The organism is Sphingobacterium sp. ML3W, from assembly GCF_029542085.1.
Lineage (GTDB): Bacteria > Bacteroidota > Bacteroidia > Sphingobacteriales > Sphingobacteriaceae > Sphingobacterium.
In genome coordinates, this window is record NZ_CP107036.1 from 4,516,339 (window position 1) to 4,530,120 (window position 13,782).

Consider the following 13,782-nt stretch of genomic DNA (forward strand, 5'->3'; position numbering starts at 1 on the left):
AGGTGAAATAATTTGAAACAAACACAAGAAGATATTATTGCCTATGCGTTTTCTATAGTGCGTGAATTTCACAGCAAGCATGGCAGAACTCCGATCCGCCGGGAGATGGAGAACATCAATACAATTGCACGTCGCTATTTTGGTTCCTGGAATAATTTTATTCTTGCGGCCGGATTAAAGCCTAATATAAACAGGTCCAAAGAAGAGATTACAGCTGAACTACTGGCATTGGTAAACGATTTTTATAAAATTAACGGCCGGATTCCAATGCGCAGGGAATTTTCTGCAAAATCATCCAGTATCAATAAATATTTCGGATCGTGGAACAAGTTTATTGCCGCAGCCGGATTTGCCCCGAATGACCGTAGAATTTCTTCCATCGGAAAACTAAAAAATTCACTGGTCAAATTTTACCTTAAACATAGGCGCTCACCCAACATATCGGATTGCACCAAAAAGAATGGGCTCTATAATTCATTATCCTATTACAAACATTTTAAAGTCGACAGCTGGGCTGATGTACTGGAGTATGCCAAGTTAAAACCTCACTTTCGGGTTACAACGATGACGGAAGCTGAAGCCAAAGAGAAAGTGATCAAGCTGATCAAAAAACACCATATCAAATATTATAAAGACTACAAACGGTTAAAGCCCGAAAATTATCCCTCGGTTTGGTATCTGAAAGAAAAATTTGGCTGGAACAACCTATGTTATCTCGCCGGAACTAAAATACCCGTTACCAAGTTTAGCATCAAAGATTATTACCTCAGTCTGGCCAAGGAACTCGGTAGAACACCTACCACCAAAGAGCTGGAAGCCAAAATGGGCGTCACTGCCGGGGCGATGGTCTGGAAAACCGGCCAGCGCTTAAATCGTTTGATCGAATCTTTCGGCCAAAAGCCGGCTTATAGTACGCGTGAGCGTTGCAAGCTCAGCAAAAAGCAGCTTGCGGAACGCTATAAATCCAAAAGCATCGAACATGGTTATCCAAACGGAATGCCACGCAGCAAACTGATGGAGCTTACCGGTTACTCCAGGGATATATATGAACTTCGTTTTTTTTCGATGAATGGACTGCGGCTTGTCTGTGGATTCAAACTGCTCCAAAGCGGCAATAAGCGGTACACCGAAGAGGAACTGCGTAATATATTGAAGAAGCCTCATTACGCCAAAAGAAATTAATTGAGGCTATGACCAAAAAAGAAAGAGCCATTCCCCTGTGGCAATGGCTCAAAAAATTCAATAAATTGCTATTATTTACGCTGGCAATCGGCTGTCCACACTTTGTCATCTTTGGTGTAACCGATTGTTAATTTACCAGCATCAATGCGGATCACTCCGGTACCGGCCGAGCCTATATTGATCAGCACGTTATCCTTCTCCTCAAAATCAACGCCATTGAGATTAGGAATACTATTGCCGAAAGCAAAATTATAGGTATTGCCAGTTTTCGTTACTGTAATGCTTCCGTCGCCAGAAGGTACATCTTTACTATTATCCTTTAGATCGTCAAACGCAATCTTCCCCTCGTATTTGCCGATAAAAAGATTGTTGTCTGCCGGATCATCATCTTTGCTGCATGAAATGAAGCTGATTACTGCTGTCAAGATAAGCATACCTAGTCCCAATGTTTGAATAAATTTTCTCATTGTTAATGTGTTTTTTATTAAAAATCGATAGGTTAAATCCAAACTTTATGCCATTACCCCAGGTGCAAAATAAGATCCGTATCAATTGAAACAAAAGAAGTATAAATACACATCACCCGTACAAATACAATACTGCATACCAAATTATTTATAGCAATACATTTGTATCAGATCCAAGAGGAGCCGGTGGAACTGCTGCCACATTGCGTTCAATCTCCTGTGTTTCCACATGTACGGCAAATTCAGCTGTTTCGATAGGTATGCCTTTTACTGTTGCATATTCGCATGTGAAAATGGCACCGAGATAAAGGATAGTAGCCTTAACCATACACTGCTTTCATCTCTTGTAAAGCATTGTATGGCTACTGTATCTCAACATTATATGTAGCATTTTTTGTAACCAATCGTTTAAATACCTCACAACTCTTTAACTAATTAACGGTATGCTAAGTTAATTTTTTTATATTTGATATTAATCTTTAAATCTTTCGATTTCAGGCAGTATTATGACCGATAAACAACAGTCGAGAAAAAAATATCAGGGAGAAAAAAATAATAAAGAACGAACCATGGGGAAGTTAATTGCTTCCGTTGGCAAAGTACTTGAAGAAAAAGGTTATCCCGGTCTCACCATTGCTAATATTTCAAAAGAGGCAGGTGTTGACCGCAAGCTCATTGGCTTATACTTCGGCACACTGGACAAGCTGGTTGAAACTTACATCAGGGGCAAAGACTATTGGCTTACTGCGACGACGAACGCTGTGGGATATTTTGGGAATGCACCCGAGGTAGGGTCAAGAGGTTTTTTAGAATCCTTATTATTAAATCAGTTTGACGATTTTCTTACCAATACAGAAATGCAAAAGATTTTGGCCTGGCAGATCTGCGAGGAATCTGCACTCATGTCTGAGATTTCGCAGGAACGGGAAAAGATGAGTGCCCTATTCTTTGCCTTTGCAGATAAAGAACTTCAAGGCAAGGACCTCGACCTCAGGGCTGTTGTCACTATTCTGGTTGCAGGTATCTATTATATTGTTCTTCATGCTGCACATACAAAAAGTACCGTCTGTGAAATAGACATCTCCACTCCAGAGGGATTGAACAGGATCAGAGCTTCGATCAAGAACATTTTAGGGTGGGCCTATAACTCAGTCGAGGAGCCTGCCGGATAGCTATATCCCCCTTACTTTTCCGTTTAGCAGAAAATGGTACGGTATGCGCTATTCTTTTTCAGGGCTATGTTCGCTAATGAATTCGCCGGCTGAACGATCCTCCAAACGGGCTACGACCTTGAATGCACTATAGATCTGATCGACTGAATATTGATGCTCACCTAAAGTTTCAAAAAACACTTCATTCAGCGCCTTTACCATTCTTTCGATCTGATCGTAGGATTGCAGCGTTGTCATTGTAAATCTTATACCTGAATGGTTTTTGGATACAGCGGGAAATACCCCGATGTTCAACAAAAATCCGCGCTTGATCATTTTTTCCATAATACTATATGCAAGCTCGGCCCTCGATGTACCAACAAAGAATATTCCCGAATCAAAATTCGAAATTAATGGCAATAAGGTTGCTTTAAATAATGAGTTTGCGTATTTTATCCTATTTGCCAGTTCGGTTTGCAGTACATATATTTCGTCTGTTAAATGGATCTTTGCAGAGGCAACCGCAGCACCTAAGGTCGCTGGCTGCAAAGGACCAGAGGAATTGAATGGCGCCCCACAGGCACGCACTCTTCTGGCGATTTCCATATTCGGAAAAATCAAAATACCACCGCCTGTAGCAAAAGCTTTGGCCATCGATGAGGCTATGATCATCCTATCGTGTATGGTATGATTACTAAGTATGTATCCTTTCCCGTTTTTACCCATTATACTCATACTGTGTGCATCGTCGATATAGGTATGGAATGCGGGAAAGGAATCCAACAAATTAAAGATCTCATCAGCAGGACAGCGATCACCAAACATGGAATATACCCCATCAGCAAAATACCAAACCCTTTTATACGTTTTTTGGAGTGTTTCGATGCGTTCCTTCAGTACATCTAAGCGGTTATGTCGGAGGACTTCAAAGTGAATTGGCCAATTCGCCCTAAATATATTTATACCACTTAGTACCGAATTATGCAGTTGCTGATCGACGATGATAGCATCTCCAGCGCCCAGAATCACAGGTATGGCAGACAAATGTGCGAGTGTTGTCGTGGGAGCAACAATGGTAGGAGCTTCAAAAATCCTGCTCATCAGATCTTCCAGTTCTCTATATAAATCAATGGAAACGTATGCTCTCGATTCGGAAAATTGCACACCATATTTTTCTACGGCAGCTATTGCAGCACGTTTTAAACGTTCATCATGCTCCAGTCCAAGATAGCTGCAAGAGGTAAAGTTCACCAACTCGGAGTCATTGATGCGGATAAGGTTGTCGGTTGTCAGATTACCTTCCTGAGTTAAATGGAGTATACCTCTTTTAACGCCTTCAGAAATGCTCTGGTCGATAGCGCTCATAAAATTATGCTGGTTCATGCTTTGGATTTTATATTTAAGTTATCTATTAAAGTTATCGAATTTGGCCTAAATAGTAGAGCGGTTTCTCGTTATTACTGAGGCTGAATCAAGTTTTTGTAGATAATAGCAACATCAAAACATTTTACCTAGCCGGACTTATTTCAAAAAAAAACGGATAACATTACTGCTATCCGTTTTTCCTTATCACAAAAAACACTTATTTCTACAATCCGTTCAACCAACTATTCACCTCATCTTGTGTTTTTCCGGTCTTCTTCTGAAGTTTACCTACCAATTCATCCTCTTTGCCTTCTGCATACAGTAAATCATCATCCGTAAGATCGGCATATTGCTGTTTTACTTTGCCTTTAATCTCATTCCAACGGCCTTTCCAAGTTAATTCGCTCATACTATTTTCCTTTCGTTGTTTATGAATAGAACAGCCTATAACCAGAATCGTTTAAAAGAAATTGTTATAAAATGTTAAAATTATTTTAATTTTTCGATCTCTTCGATAGAGAGGCCAGAAATTTCGCTAATATCCTCTTTACTATAGCCTTTATTTAGCATCTTGCGAGCGGATTCGATAGCTTGCTTGTGTTCACCTTCTGCACGACCTTTTGCACGACCCTCTTTAAGACCTTTTTCAAGACCTTTTTCAAGACCTTTAGCATGTCCCAAGGCTTCTCCGGATCGTAATGCTGAATTAAATACACTCTCGGCATCACGTTTGTGTTTTAGACTCGATTCGTATGACATCATATCCTCCTTCGTTAATTTACCTATCTCCCCTACTTCAAAGATAAGACCAAATATCCGCTTATCCAAAAACGAAGGCAATTTATCCATGGTACTCAAGTGTTTAAGTAAATATAGCCATTGATCCATAATTGTCACTAACTCTTCGGGCCTCTTATCAAACAAAGGTAGCGAGACCAACTTATATCCCAACTTGTCATAGAAGATCTCATTGGTTGATTTATCACATAAGACCACATCATGATAGTATGGTCTATTGGTAATCTGGTGTAATGGCGCATTACCATTCTCCATCATATTAAATTCCAAGATACCAATAAAATAAACCTCAGGTAGACAATAATTATTCCCTTTACTGCCACGGGGCAGTTGTTTATTGATTAAACGTGATGTGTAGTATACCGCGCGATCTTTAAAAAACTCTTGAAACAACTGCTGCATCTCAATAATAAATATTTCGCCTTTATTACCGATACAGTGTAAGTCAAAGACTACCCTTCGCATATTTTCATAATCACCGTCATGTTCAACAGGTTTGTATCGTAGGTCAGCAATAATTTTCTCGCCTTCGAAAAGACTATTCAAAAATTCAATTAGTAGAATCTTGTTTTCCTCGCGCCCAAAGTAAAGCTTCCAGCCGAAATCAGTACTAGGGTCTACATATTTGCCAATATGCCGTTTTAATTTACCCATAATTATTAAATATTGGTTATCAAGCAAATATAAATAAAATATTATAAAAATACTAATAATATTAGCATTTGATTTTAAAGATTATCCTGTCGGTCAGGTATACATCAAGTGAAGGGCTTCTGCAGTAACAGAAGCCCTTGGTTTCACTTTCGTTTAAATACCTGATTTAAAACGCGGCTCAATAAGAAACTCGCAAGCGTTCCGATCAATGCCGTCAATGCTCCGTTAAGCAGGTCGCCTACTGAAAAAGACGCCCAGATACCGCAGAGTGTGCCACCGATTGCCGATAAGCGCATATCACTAAGTTTCATCAATCGCTCCTTTCCCCGCGGGGTTTACCCTCTGCATATCTAGTGCCTGTTCCCCTAGCCGCCCCTCCTTATCTTCCGGGCCTGTTTCATCCTTCTCCCCTTCACTGATCCTCTGATCATCTTCGTTGATGACCGATTCGATGATCCCCAGCCCCAGCGCAAGATACCGAACGATATTTAATGCCTTCCCGGACAGCTTTATCGGTGCTGCAAGTACTAGTCCCAGTACCTTTCCTATTTTATTGATTATCTTTTTCATCCGTATAAATTTTTATTATGTGTTAGCTGCCTTCGTTGATTTACACGTCCCGGCTCAAACTGGCATAGTTCCCTCCCGTTAGCCTATTTTCGATGGCCAGGATGACCTTGCCACTTTTTACATGGTCGATCACCATTTGATATAACTTCTGGTAAGCCTCCTGTGATTGATATACTTCATAGTCTTCGCGGTTTTTGTCCCGATGGAAGTAAGTCCCCACCAATAGGCAGCCGACAGTATCCGCATGCGTATTGCCGATATGGATATAGATATTACTGAAAGCTGGGACATCCTGTATCTCGATCATGCCCTGATGCATATCCGGAAAACGCTTCTTATAAGTGATATTCATTCCGCCCCAATAGTTAACCCCCAGACAATAGCTCCCGGCCGGAATACAAGTCTGTCCCTTGATTTTACGGTCACGTATCCTGTCTTCGAGGACATAACATTGAAATAGGCCATCTATATACAATTCGGACAGGGTACTATTCTTCCCCTGTCTGACCCTTTTGAGCAGCATATTCATTAACGCACCAGGATATTGGCCGAATCACTCCAGTCGCCCACCCCTTGGGTGTTGATCGCGCGCACCTGCACTTCGTAGAATTTGCCTACTTCCAACGGAGCAATAATATTGCTCCGGGACGAAGTGGTCGTAAATCGATCTCCCCATTCGATCGGAATATCCGTTCGTATGCGAAAGCGGTATTCGTAGATCGTCGCTATCTTTTGGGGCGCAAAGTCCAGCTTCACCTGCCCGGACTGCCGTCCATCCGAGAGCCGCACATTATCCACTTTGAGGGGCACCTGATTGGCAAAGGAGGTACTATTGGTCGGGAATCCCGAACTCAGTAAGGTGGAGAGATGACCTTGGGCCACCGAGTTGACGTAGTATCCCAGCTGCTGCATCACCACAATAAGCGGGCTGCGGCTCTCATCTTTGAGAGCGGTATCTTCGGGCGAACCACGTTTACGGGCAATAGCCAGCTTGGCCGTGAAATCATCCAGCAAGGTCTGTATATCCGCCAATGCAGGCGTCGGTGTCGGGTACTTGGCATTGCCGGTCATTGCACCGATAATTGTATTGCAGCTGATGACCAGTTCATCATCTTTCATTTTTCCAAATCCGATCAGGGCTTTCATTTTTGTCGCCATATTTCTTCTATTTTATTGACCTGTAAATGCTATCTGGCATTTGACAGTGTCGGTTTAAAAATCTGTTTGTTAACGATTAAATCTTCCTCGCGAGATCATTTAATGACACAAACATAGTATGGGAGTAGACCGAAAAAGAAGTTTTGACCCAGATTGAGCTTAATTGAGCCCATCTGAGCCAACCTGATCGACAGTACGCCAGAAAAGAATGATTTTGCCCTGTGACTGCTCAGTTTCACATGATAAAATAGTGTTTCCGTCCCCTGGAATATTCGCGCAATCCAAGGACTGACACAAACAGACCAGTGAAAAGTTCATTTGGCCAGGCGGGGAAATGAAACAGATGGGTGACTGTTTCATATTTCTGTGTGACTGAACAGCAAATTCCCCTGACTGTTCGTTTTCCCCAAGCGGAAAAAACGGAACCTCACCGGTCTGTTTCATACTTTTGGTCGGGAAGATCGCAAAAACACAGCGCGAAGTCACAGTTCCTTCGCACCTAATCAAACCGCTGGGGCCAGAAAATTATATTTTCCCCTTGAGTCGGCTTCTTTCGAGTGCTTCAATCAGATCTTCTTCAAAGTAGCGGTCATCCCCAGTCAGGGTCATCGGATTGAGCAGTCCCTCACGCACACGGCGCTTGTAGGTCGAAACACTGATACCGAGGTAATCGGTCACTTCGGTATGTGTCCAAAGCTTACGTCCGCGCAGTGGCTTTTGTTCTACTTTCTTTATTTTAAGGATGAGGATCAGGGTCGCCAGCAGGCGGTATATCGCCACTAAAATTTCAGTCAATTTTTCTATACGATCTATTAATGTATGTAAGAATACACTTAGGTTCATGGTCTATGGATTTAAGACCATCGACGTACAGGTAGGGTTATTTCCATGGACAAAGAAAAATCAGTTCTATTTCAAGGTCTGCCAAGCCCTGCGAAATAAAGGAAAATACCCACGGATGGTAAAAGGTTTATAATTACCTTAAGTTACACATTTTTCTGATCTGTTAGCTTCTGTCAATGATTTGTGGGAATGAGACTGATAACATAAATATAGAATCATCATTACTTACCGTTATTGCAGCACGCTGCGGATCCAGCAACCGCAGCTGACGCGCTATTCTTTCCAGCGTCGTATTGTGACTTACCTTACCTGCCACCGCTCTCGCGGCAATGCGGTTTGATACCTGCAGCTTCATCCTATGATCCTCCGCCATGGTGATCACTATCTGTATTGGGTACTTCCCTATGGATGTCTCACCGTATTGCAATGCATTTTCGACCAGATTAAACAGGAGCATTTTGGGAATCCTATAAGCTCCGTCCGATATATTCTCCACTTGTAGCGAAATTGAATGTCCCTTTATAAATTCATACATACGTACCAATTTATCAACCATTTCCATCTCCCTCCTTAAGTCAAACCATGTATCATGATTATTCATATATACCTTGGCTATATTACCCAATATACCTACAGCGAGCAATGCATTTGCTGGTGATTTGCGGATCAATGCCCGGATGGTAGCCATACTATTTGTTATAAAATGAGGATTGAGATCTTTTGTCAGGGCAATTAATTCCCAATTTATGGATATATGTTCGATTTCGTTAAGCCGCTGCTGCGCTTCCCGATAGGCTAACCACTTATCAACACCAAACTGCCAGCTATACATAAAGAAAGCTACCAGTACGGGCGGAATGATTAAAAATATCACAGGCCAGAAATTTTCAATATTCCATTGTTCCGGTGTCCATTTCAATGCACCCGTAGACAGGCTAATCAAGATTGGAATAGAACAAAAAAACAGAAAAAGCAGCATGACGAAAGTCATCAGCAGCCAGGCATTATACCTGGACCATATAAATAGTCTGGGGAGTATCAGATGCCTAACCACTACATATATAATACTGGTCAGGCCCATGGCAGTCAATTGATCCCGCCAATCCTGAAATGCCGCAGGTATGATAAGAAAAATATAAGCCAGCGCAAAGACAATCGCAGCGCTCAGTACGATATTTTTGAGCCAGGTAAGCATAAATTGTTTTCTTGCTGGCATGACCTTACAATTTGTGGCGAATATCCATCATCTCCAATCTTCTATGGAGTTCATCAGCACGTGGTTTTGAAACAGATAGAAACTTTGGTCCGACAGTGACTCCTTCCAGGCTCACTTTTCTAACATAGTTTAAATTAATGAATACAGACTGATCGATCCGAACAAATCTCGGATCTTGCTGGAGTAGATCTTCCATGTCTATCATCCTTTTGTTGAGCACCCCCAGCAAGACAAATTGATCATTTGGCCTAAGCGCGTAAAAATGAATGTAATTATATAATTTTTCTAAATAAGCAATTTCCGCAAGTGCGACCGGGACTTTTGCATATTCCCTTTTATTTTCAGGATTCTTTCGCATTGGAGGACCATTCTTTCGTGCAAGATGCAGTTCGCTTTTTGGGTCAACAAAATCCAGAAAGATCGTCGGTTCGGTCTTGGGGGACCGATCAGCACTACTGGCGGAGGCCTTACTTTGTAAGTGCTTTAACAAGCCCAGCAATTCATCCACTTCAACGGGCTTGGACAGGAGACCATCAACATGCACTTTATAGCCCTTTAAAGCATAATTATCAGCATATCCGGTGATAAAAACAAAATGAGAACAGTAACAGCGGATTCGCTCAATCGCGTCAAATCCCGAATATTCCGGCATCTCAATATCGCAGAATATAATATAAACTTTCTCCTCCGCATTTAAAAAATACAATTCGGCATCTCTTACCGAGGTAAATTTACCATGTATCTGAAATAAGCCAAGCTCTTCCAATACGGCGGCTGTATCCTCCAGTGCACCATACAGATCATCGATTATAACAACGGGAAATTTGCCCATAATAGGTTTATGTTGATTGATCACAAAAATAGTTATAGCCGTAAAGTAAATAATTACATCGGTATAAACAAATAGTTAACCCCAAGTTATCCCTTGATTTTAACAATTTAAAGAAACAAACAAAAAAACACTTATATCATGAAACAACCCAAGTTATTCAGCTATCTCATTTGCGCAGGCCCCTTTTTTGCGATGAATGTCACACCTAATCCCATCATGCCCGGGCAGGAAATAAACAACAAAAATTACATACACCTGAAAACGGTGGAGAATCCCATTCAAGATGGACTATCTACCCGCTTATTCTTTCCCTCCTCACCCAAAGAACAGTTCACAAAACATTCGAAATAACGACAGTTGCCTTATTGAAACCTATGCTAAGACTGATTTTTGCCCTAGGCTGTGCCATACATTTCTGTATGGCATCAGCCTACAATCTGCGGATCATTTTTAAACTTCCTGATCATTTGCCAGAAATATTCGAGTTCGCTTGCCTATATCAGGACCTCGCAGGCCTGAGTGGAGGCTATACTTTCTATGGCCCCAGCGTAGGAATGCAGATACAGCTTGAATATATCCAATATCAAAAGGGTAAAGCAACTCTGCTGAGCGAACCGCGCATACAAAGTGCTACCGGAATGCTCCGGCTCAACAGTTACCTGCAATTGGGTTCATCATTCGTTGACAGCAGTCAGTCTTATCTACAGGATCGGGCGCGTACATCAATCAGTAATCTAACAGGCGGTCTGTCCGATATTGTGGCTGCCGACAGCATTTCATGTCGTTTAATAACGAAATATATACCAGCATTAGTTCAAAAAGGTGAGCCGCACCTTTCATCCCAGTACATCATTCTTTTTGAGTATATCAAAAATTAAGGTTATGAACAAGGAAGAACAGCTAAGCACCGATACGATCCTACCTATTATGTCTAGGGGACTGGGCCTGCTATTGGCCATAGACATGTGGCGGCTATGGCCAGACCTCAGTATGCTATTTGGCCAGGGTACTTTCCTGGAAGAGCACAGCATTTCATGGCAGCAAAGACCAGATACACTATCCATCCACACCCTGATTTCCAATTTGCCGGAGTACACACTAGCCAGCCTAGAATGGATCCATTTCTTTGGCTTGCTGTACATCATCTGTGGGTTAGCCTTGTTTTTTGACCACTATCGCAGAGCCGCAATGCTGGGGCTCATTATATTGCATTATCTTTTTTTTATCGCCAACTATACCTGGAGCTACGGAGCAGATTATCTCGCACAGACAGGTTTGTTTACCGGTTTCATATTCTGTTGTTTCGGAAGTCGTGGATTACGTCACCAAAGATGGGCCAGACTTGGGTCCACAGTATTTAGGTTGCAGCTTACTGTCGTGTATTTTTTTGCCGGCTTGGGTAAAGCCATTGGCCCCACTTGGTGGAATGGCGAAGCCATTTGGAAAGCCATACAGCAGCCCTTAAGCCCTGCATTAATCAGCATCCCGCAAGTCGCCCAGCAGTTTGCGACCATCTGGGCCGGACTAGGAATTGCCACATTGCTTTTAGAATTGGGATATGGATTGCTATGGATCAACGGCCGAGCCCGTATCTATATCAGTACCGGCATTATTTTAATGCATTTGGGTATTGCACTGACCATGGGGTTAATCCATTTTTCCTGTCTGATGATCTGGTACAACCTCTGTGCCTGGGATCATCCTCTCTTACATCGTATTGCCAAGCTAGTTATAAAACCTCTTGAGACCACCGAGCCAACGTTACAGGTGCGAACGGCGACAGCGGATCTCGATACAAGGGAAGGAGGTAATAACAAACACGTTAAATAACCAAAAGCCAATTATTTATGAAAAAAACATTCCATTTTAAGCTGCCGGAGGTCGGCACATTTTCTGATCAGGTAAAAGCCTTTTTGCCCAAGCTGGCCAATTCAGCGCTACAGCGGTATGAGGATTCAGGCATTCAGCTTGTCGAAGAATACATTGACTATCATAGCGTCATTTTTTACCGGTTGCAGGCCCATGTGCAAGTACCCAACAGGCTATCCATCGAAACGTGTAAGGCAGATTACCACCTGCTGTACAATCTCCATTCACCTACCGAAATCATACTTAAGCAAGCATCAGGTAACAGCCGGGCAGCGCTTCCCTCCCCATACGCCAGCTATATCTATCTTCCCAATGGGGCCCTCCATACAGACCTAGCCCCCGGCGAGTATCTGGTATATGGCGTTTTGGTCGACATAGGCTATATACGACCCGTCCTATACCAAGAGCGCCATTTTCTATCAGAATTCAGATCCGCCCATTTGCGAGATAAAGATCGGTTTTATCAGAGTGCCATCTGGCCTATCAAAGAGCGGACCCGCTATCAGCTGTCCCAGATTGAAACACGTTTTTTCAAGTATCATAAGGACAACGAAGCCCTGGCGGTCAAGCTCGTCTATGACCTGTACGATATTGCTATTTACAAAAATTTTGAGGGGCATGAAAAGATCAATCCGGATGAGCTGCTGGCCGAACGCGCCCTACAGCTGATCAGCGATCAGGTACTGCAGACCTTTAGCTACTGTTCTATCCGGGCCATTGCCGATGCGCTGGAGACGGACATCAGTAAACTGGGCAAAGTCTACAAGTCAACGTACGGTGAAACGCCAAAGCAGACCTGGAATAAGCTCTTGATCCAAAAGGCCAAAGATTTGTTGCTCATGGGGTATTCTGTCAAAGAGGTTTCCAATTATTGTGGCTATGGACATCAGCAAAATTTCTCGACTTTTTTCCAGAAGCAGACAGGAGTCCCCCCTGGGGACTACGGTAGCGATAAAAATGGGGGTGACCGATAGCTATTGATCGAAAAATCATACAATGGCCAACCGAAAAGTCATACATCCATGGAAGATCGCTGCGGTAACTTTGGTATGAGATAACAGATCGGCTGGGCTCGGGCAGTACCGGCCGGTCAATAGGGAACAACTCCACGGCTGATTCAGGAGGATAATAAGGATAGGTAAATTTTTTAAAATTATAAACATAGAAACATGAACAAAGTAGTAAAAAGAATCATCGGCACCATGAGCATTGGTGTTATGACATTAGGAATTTCAATGGGTGCAAATGCCCAAAGTATTAAAAATGAAAAAGAGGTCAAAGCGGATAAGGAAGTTAAGGCCAGCAAAGAAACAAAGCTTGTACTTGCAAATCAGACATGGTATTTTACAGGGTCTTCGAGCGATAATCCGACAACTCCAAGCCTTTATACGACAACGCCGCATTCAGATGGCTGCCCTACTCCATTACAGCGAATTTGTACTATTGAGGCTCCAGATAATGGCAGTGGACAACCGGATATGTCAGCACCGGTGTTGCCGGGTAAGACAGTTGCTGATCAAATCAACGATGCTAAGGACTCTCTAAACACATCAAGTCCACAAACAAATGAAACCGTTAGCAGTTTCCGAAAAAATTAAATGCCGAACAAATAGGGCTATCCACCTTGGATGGCCCTATGCTATTTTAGTTACATCCTTCAGTCCGTGCATTCAGTCT

General features: G+C 42.5%; 20 protein-coding genes. 7 read left to right on the plus strand and 13 right to left on the minus strand.

Annotated elements, in window-relative coordinates; genetic code table 11:
* Nucleotides 1-12 precede the first annotated feature (12 nt).
* Nucleotides 13-1,182: a hypothetical protein gene (locus OGI71_RS19050; RefSeq protein ID WP_282251091.1), complete on the plus strand. Its 1,170-nt coding sequence runs from the start codon at nucleotides 13-15 to the stop codon at nucleotides 1,180-1,182.
* 71 nt (nucleotides 1,183-1,253) lie between these two features.
* Here the strand turns inward: OGI71_RS19050 and OGI71_RS19055 are convergent, their stop codons facing one another.
* Both OGI71_RS19055 and OGI71_RS19060 read right to left on the minus strand, forming a co-directional pair.
* On the minus strand, nucleotides 1,254-1,649 hold the full coding sequence (locus OGI71_RS19055; protein WP_282251093.1) for a hypothetical protein: 396 nt from the start codon (nucleotides 1,647-1,649) through the stop codon (nucleotides 1,254-1,256).
* A 148-nt stretch (nucleotides 1,650-1,797) separates the two neighbouring features.
* A complete protein-coding gene (locus OGI71_RS19060; protein ID WP_282251095.1) occupies nucleotides 1,798-1,977 on the minus strand; it encodes a hypothetical protein in 180 nt (59 codons plus the stop codon).
* Nucleotides 1,978-2,218: 241 nt separating this feature from the next.
* Here OGI71_RS19060 and OGI71_RS19065 point away from each other — a divergent pair, with 241 nt between their 5' ends.
* Entirely contained in the window at nucleotides 2,219-2,821 is a 603-nt protein-coding gene (locus OGI71_RS19065) for a TetR/AcrR family transcriptional regulator (RefSeq protein ID WP_282251097.1), read from the plus strand.
* 48 nt (nucleotides 2,822-2,869) lie between these two features.
* Here the strand turns inward: OGI71_RS19065 and OGI71_RS19070 are convergent, their stop codons facing one another.
* The 11 genes from OGI71_RS19070 to OGI71_RS19120 form a co-directional block, all read right to left on the minus strand.
* Entirely contained in the window at nucleotides 2,870-4,183 is a 1,314-nt protein-coding gene (locus tag OGI71_RS19070; protein WP_282251099.1) for an aminotransferase class I/II-fold pyridoxal phosphate-dependent enzyme, read from the minus strand.
* A gap of 205 nt (nucleotides 4,184-4,388) precedes the next feature.
* Complete coding sequence (locus OGI71_RS19075; protein ID WP_046675215.1) at nucleotides 4,389-4,574, minus strand: CsbD family protein; 186 nt, start codon at nucleotides 4,572-4,574, stop codon at nucleotides 4,389-4,391.
* An 80-nt stretch (nucleotides 4,575-4,654) separates the two neighbouring features.
* A complete protein-coding gene (locus OGI71_RS19080) occupies nucleotides 4,655-5,617 on the minus strand; it encodes an Rpn family recombination-promoting nuclease/putative transposase (protein ID WP_282251103.1) in 963 nt (320 codons plus the stop codon).
* 143 nt (nucleotides 5,618-5,760) lie between these two features.
* Nucleotides 5,761-5,928, minus strand: coding sequence for a hypothetical protein (locus OGI71_RS19085; RefSeq protein ID WP_282251104.1), 168 nt, complete (start codon nucleotides 5,926-5,928; stop codon nucleotides 5,761-5,763).
* Nucleotides 5,918-6,187 (minus strand): hypothetical protein, encoded by a 270-nt coding sequence (locus OGI71_RS19090; protein WP_282251105.1) that lies wholly within the window; start codon nucleotides 6,185-6,187, stop codon nucleotides 5,918-5,920. The genes OGI71_RS19085 and OGI71_RS19090 overlap by 11 nt, the downstream gene beginning before the upstream one ends.
* Nucleotides 6,188-6,227: 40 nt before the next feature.
* The gene (locus OGI71_RS19095) at nucleotides 6,228-6,716 is read right to left on the minus strand and encodes a DUF5675 family protein (protein ID WP_282251106.1); all 489 of its coding nucleotides are present in this window, start codon (nucleotides 6,714-6,716) and stop codon (nucleotides 6,228-6,230) included.
* Entirely contained in the window at nucleotides 6,716-7,345 is a 630-nt protein-coding gene (locus OGI71_RS19100) for a fibronectin type III domain-containing protein (RefSeq protein WP_282251107.1), read from the minus strand. The genes OGI71_RS19095 and OGI71_RS19100 overlap by 1 nt, the downstream gene beginning before the upstream one ends.
* A gap of 159 nt (nucleotides 7,346-7,504) precedes the next feature.
* Nucleotides 7,505-7,789: a hypothetical protein gene (locus OGI71_RS19105; protein WP_282251108.1), complete on the minus strand. Its 285-nt coding sequence runs from the start codon at nucleotides 7,787-7,789 to the stop codon at nucleotides 7,505-7,507.
* Between the two features lie 81 nt (nucleotides 7,790-7,870).
* A complete protein-coding gene (locus OGI71_RS19110) occupies nucleotides 7,871-8,188 on the minus strand; it encodes a hypothetical protein (RefSeq protein WP_282251109.1) in 318 nt (105 codons plus the stop codon).
* 163 nt (nucleotides 8,189-8,351) lie between these two features.
* Nucleotides 8,352-9,404, minus strand: coding sequence for a histidine kinase (locus OGI71_RS19115; RefSeq protein ID WP_282251110.1), 1,053 nt, complete (start codon nucleotides 9,402-9,404; stop codon nucleotides 8,352-8,354).
* 4 nt (nucleotides 9,405-9,408) lie between these two features.
* Nucleotides 9,409-10,260, minus strand: a complete 852-nt coding sequence (locus OGI71_RS19120) for a response regulator (RefSeq protein ID WP_282251111.1) — start codon at nucleotides 10,258-10,260, stop codon at nucleotides 9,409-9,411.
* 114 nt (nucleotides 10,261-10,374) lie between these two features.
* On the opposite strand from OGI71_RS19120, the gene OGI71_RS19125 reads away from it, so the two are divergent.
* From OGI71_RS19125 to OGI71_RS19145, 5 genes are all read left to right on the plus strand, one after another.
* Nucleotides 10,375-10,587, plus strand: coding sequence for a hypothetical protein (locus OGI71_RS19125; RefSeq protein ID WP_282251112.1), 213 nt, complete (start codon nucleotides 10,375-10,377; stop codon nucleotides 10,585-10,587).
* Nucleotides 10,588-10,610: 23 nt separating this feature from the next.
* Nucleotides 10,611-11,114 (plus strand): hypothetical protein, encoded by a 504-nt coding sequence (locus OGI71_RS19130; RefSeq protein WP_282251114.1) that lies wholly within the window; start codon nucleotides 10,611-10,613, stop codon nucleotides 11,112-11,114.
* Nucleotides 11,115-11,118: 4 nt separating this feature from the next.
* Nucleotides 11,119-12,066: a hypothetical protein gene (locus OGI71_RS19135; RefSeq protein ID WP_282251116.1), complete on the plus strand. Its 948-nt coding sequence runs from the start codon at nucleotides 11,119-11,121 to the stop codon at nucleotides 12,064-12,066.
* A 17-nt stretch (nucleotides 12,067-12,083) separates the two neighbouring features.
* Complete coding sequence (locus OGI71_RS19140) at nucleotides 12,084-13,079, plus strand: helix-turn-helix transcriptional regulator (protein ID WP_282251118.1); 996 nt, start codon at nucleotides 12,084-12,086, stop codon at nucleotides 13,077-13,079.
* 195 nt (nucleotides 13,080-13,274) lie between these two features.
* Nucleotides 13,275-13,703, plus strand: a complete 429-nt coding sequence (locus tag OGI71_RS19145; RefSeq protein ID WP_282251120.1) for a hypothetical protein — start codon at nucleotides 13,275-13,277, stop codon at nucleotides 13,701-13,703.
* Nucleotides 13,704-13,782 lie beyond the last annotated feature (79 nt).

Coding starts and splice junctions, on each gene's coding strand:
- OGI71_RS19055 (WP_282251093.1), bottom strand. CDS start 1,649: ATGAGAAAATTTATTCAAACATTGGGACTAGGTATGCTTATCTTGACA.
- OGI71_RS19060 (WP_282251095.1), bottom strand. CDS start 1,977: ATGGTTAAGGCTACTATCCTTTATCTCGGTGCCATTTTCACATGCGAA.
- OGI71_RS19065 (WP_282251097.1), top strand. CDS start 2,219: ATGGGGAAGTTAATTGCTTCCGTTGGCAAAGTACTTGAAGAAAAAGGT.
- OGI71_RS19070 (WP_282251099.1), bottom strand. CDS start 4,183: ATGAACCAGCATAATTTTATGAGCGCTATCGACCAGAGCATTTCTGAA.
- OGI71_RS19075 (WP_046675215.1), bottom strand. CDS start 4,574: ATGAGCGAATTAACTTGGAAAGGCCGTTGGAATGAGATTAAAGGCAAA.
- OGI71_RS19080 (WP_282251103.1), bottom strand. CDS start 5,617: ATGGGTAAATTAAAACGGCATATTGGCAAATATGTAGACCCTAGTACT.
- OGI71_RS19085 (WP_282251104.1), bottom strand. CDS start 5,928: ATGAAACTTAGTGATATGCGCTTATCGGCAATCGGTGGCACACTCTGC.
- OGI71_RS19090 (WP_282251105.1), bottom strand. CDS start 6,187: ATGAAAAAGATAATCAATAAAATAGGAAAGGTACTGGGACTAGTACTT.
- OGI71_RS19095 (WP_282251106.1), bottom strand. CDS start 6,716: ATGAATATGCTGCTCAAAAGGGTCAGACAGGGGAAGAATAGTACCCTG.
- OGI71_RS19100 (WP_282251107.1), bottom strand. CDS start 7,345: ATGGCGACAAAAATGAAAGCCCTGATCGGATTTGGAAAAATGAAAGAT.
- OGI71_RS19105 (WP_282251108.1), bottom strand. CDS start 7,789: ATGAAACAGACCGGTGAGGTTCCGTTTTTTCCGCTTGGGGAAAACGAA.
- OGI71_RS19110 (WP_282251109.1), bottom strand. CDS start 8,188: ATGAACCTAAGTGTATTCTTACATACATTAATAGATCGTATAGAAAAA.
- OGI71_RS19115 (WP_282251110.1), bottom strand. CDS start 9,404: ATGCCAGCAAGAAAACAATTTATGCTTACCTGGCTCAAAAATATCGTA.
- OGI71_RS19125 (WP_282251112.1), top strand. CDS start 10,375: ATGAAACAACCCAAGTTATTCAGCTATCTCATTTGCGCAGGCCCCTTT.
- OGI71_RS19130 (WP_282251114.1), top strand. CDS start 10,611: ATGCTAAGACTGATTTTTGCCCTAGGCTGTGCCATACATTTCTGTATG.
- OGI71_RS19135 (WP_282251116.1), top strand. CDS start 11,119: ATGAACAAGGAAGAACAGCTAAGCACCGATACGATCCTACCTATTATG.
- OGI71_RS19140 (WP_282251118.1), top strand. CDS start 12,084: ATGAAAAAAACATTCCATTTTAAGCTGCCGGAGGTCGGCACATTTTCT.
- OGI71_RS19145 (WP_282251120.1), top strand. CDS start 13,275: ATGAACAAAGTAGTAAAAAGAATCATCGGCACCATGAGCATTGGTGTT.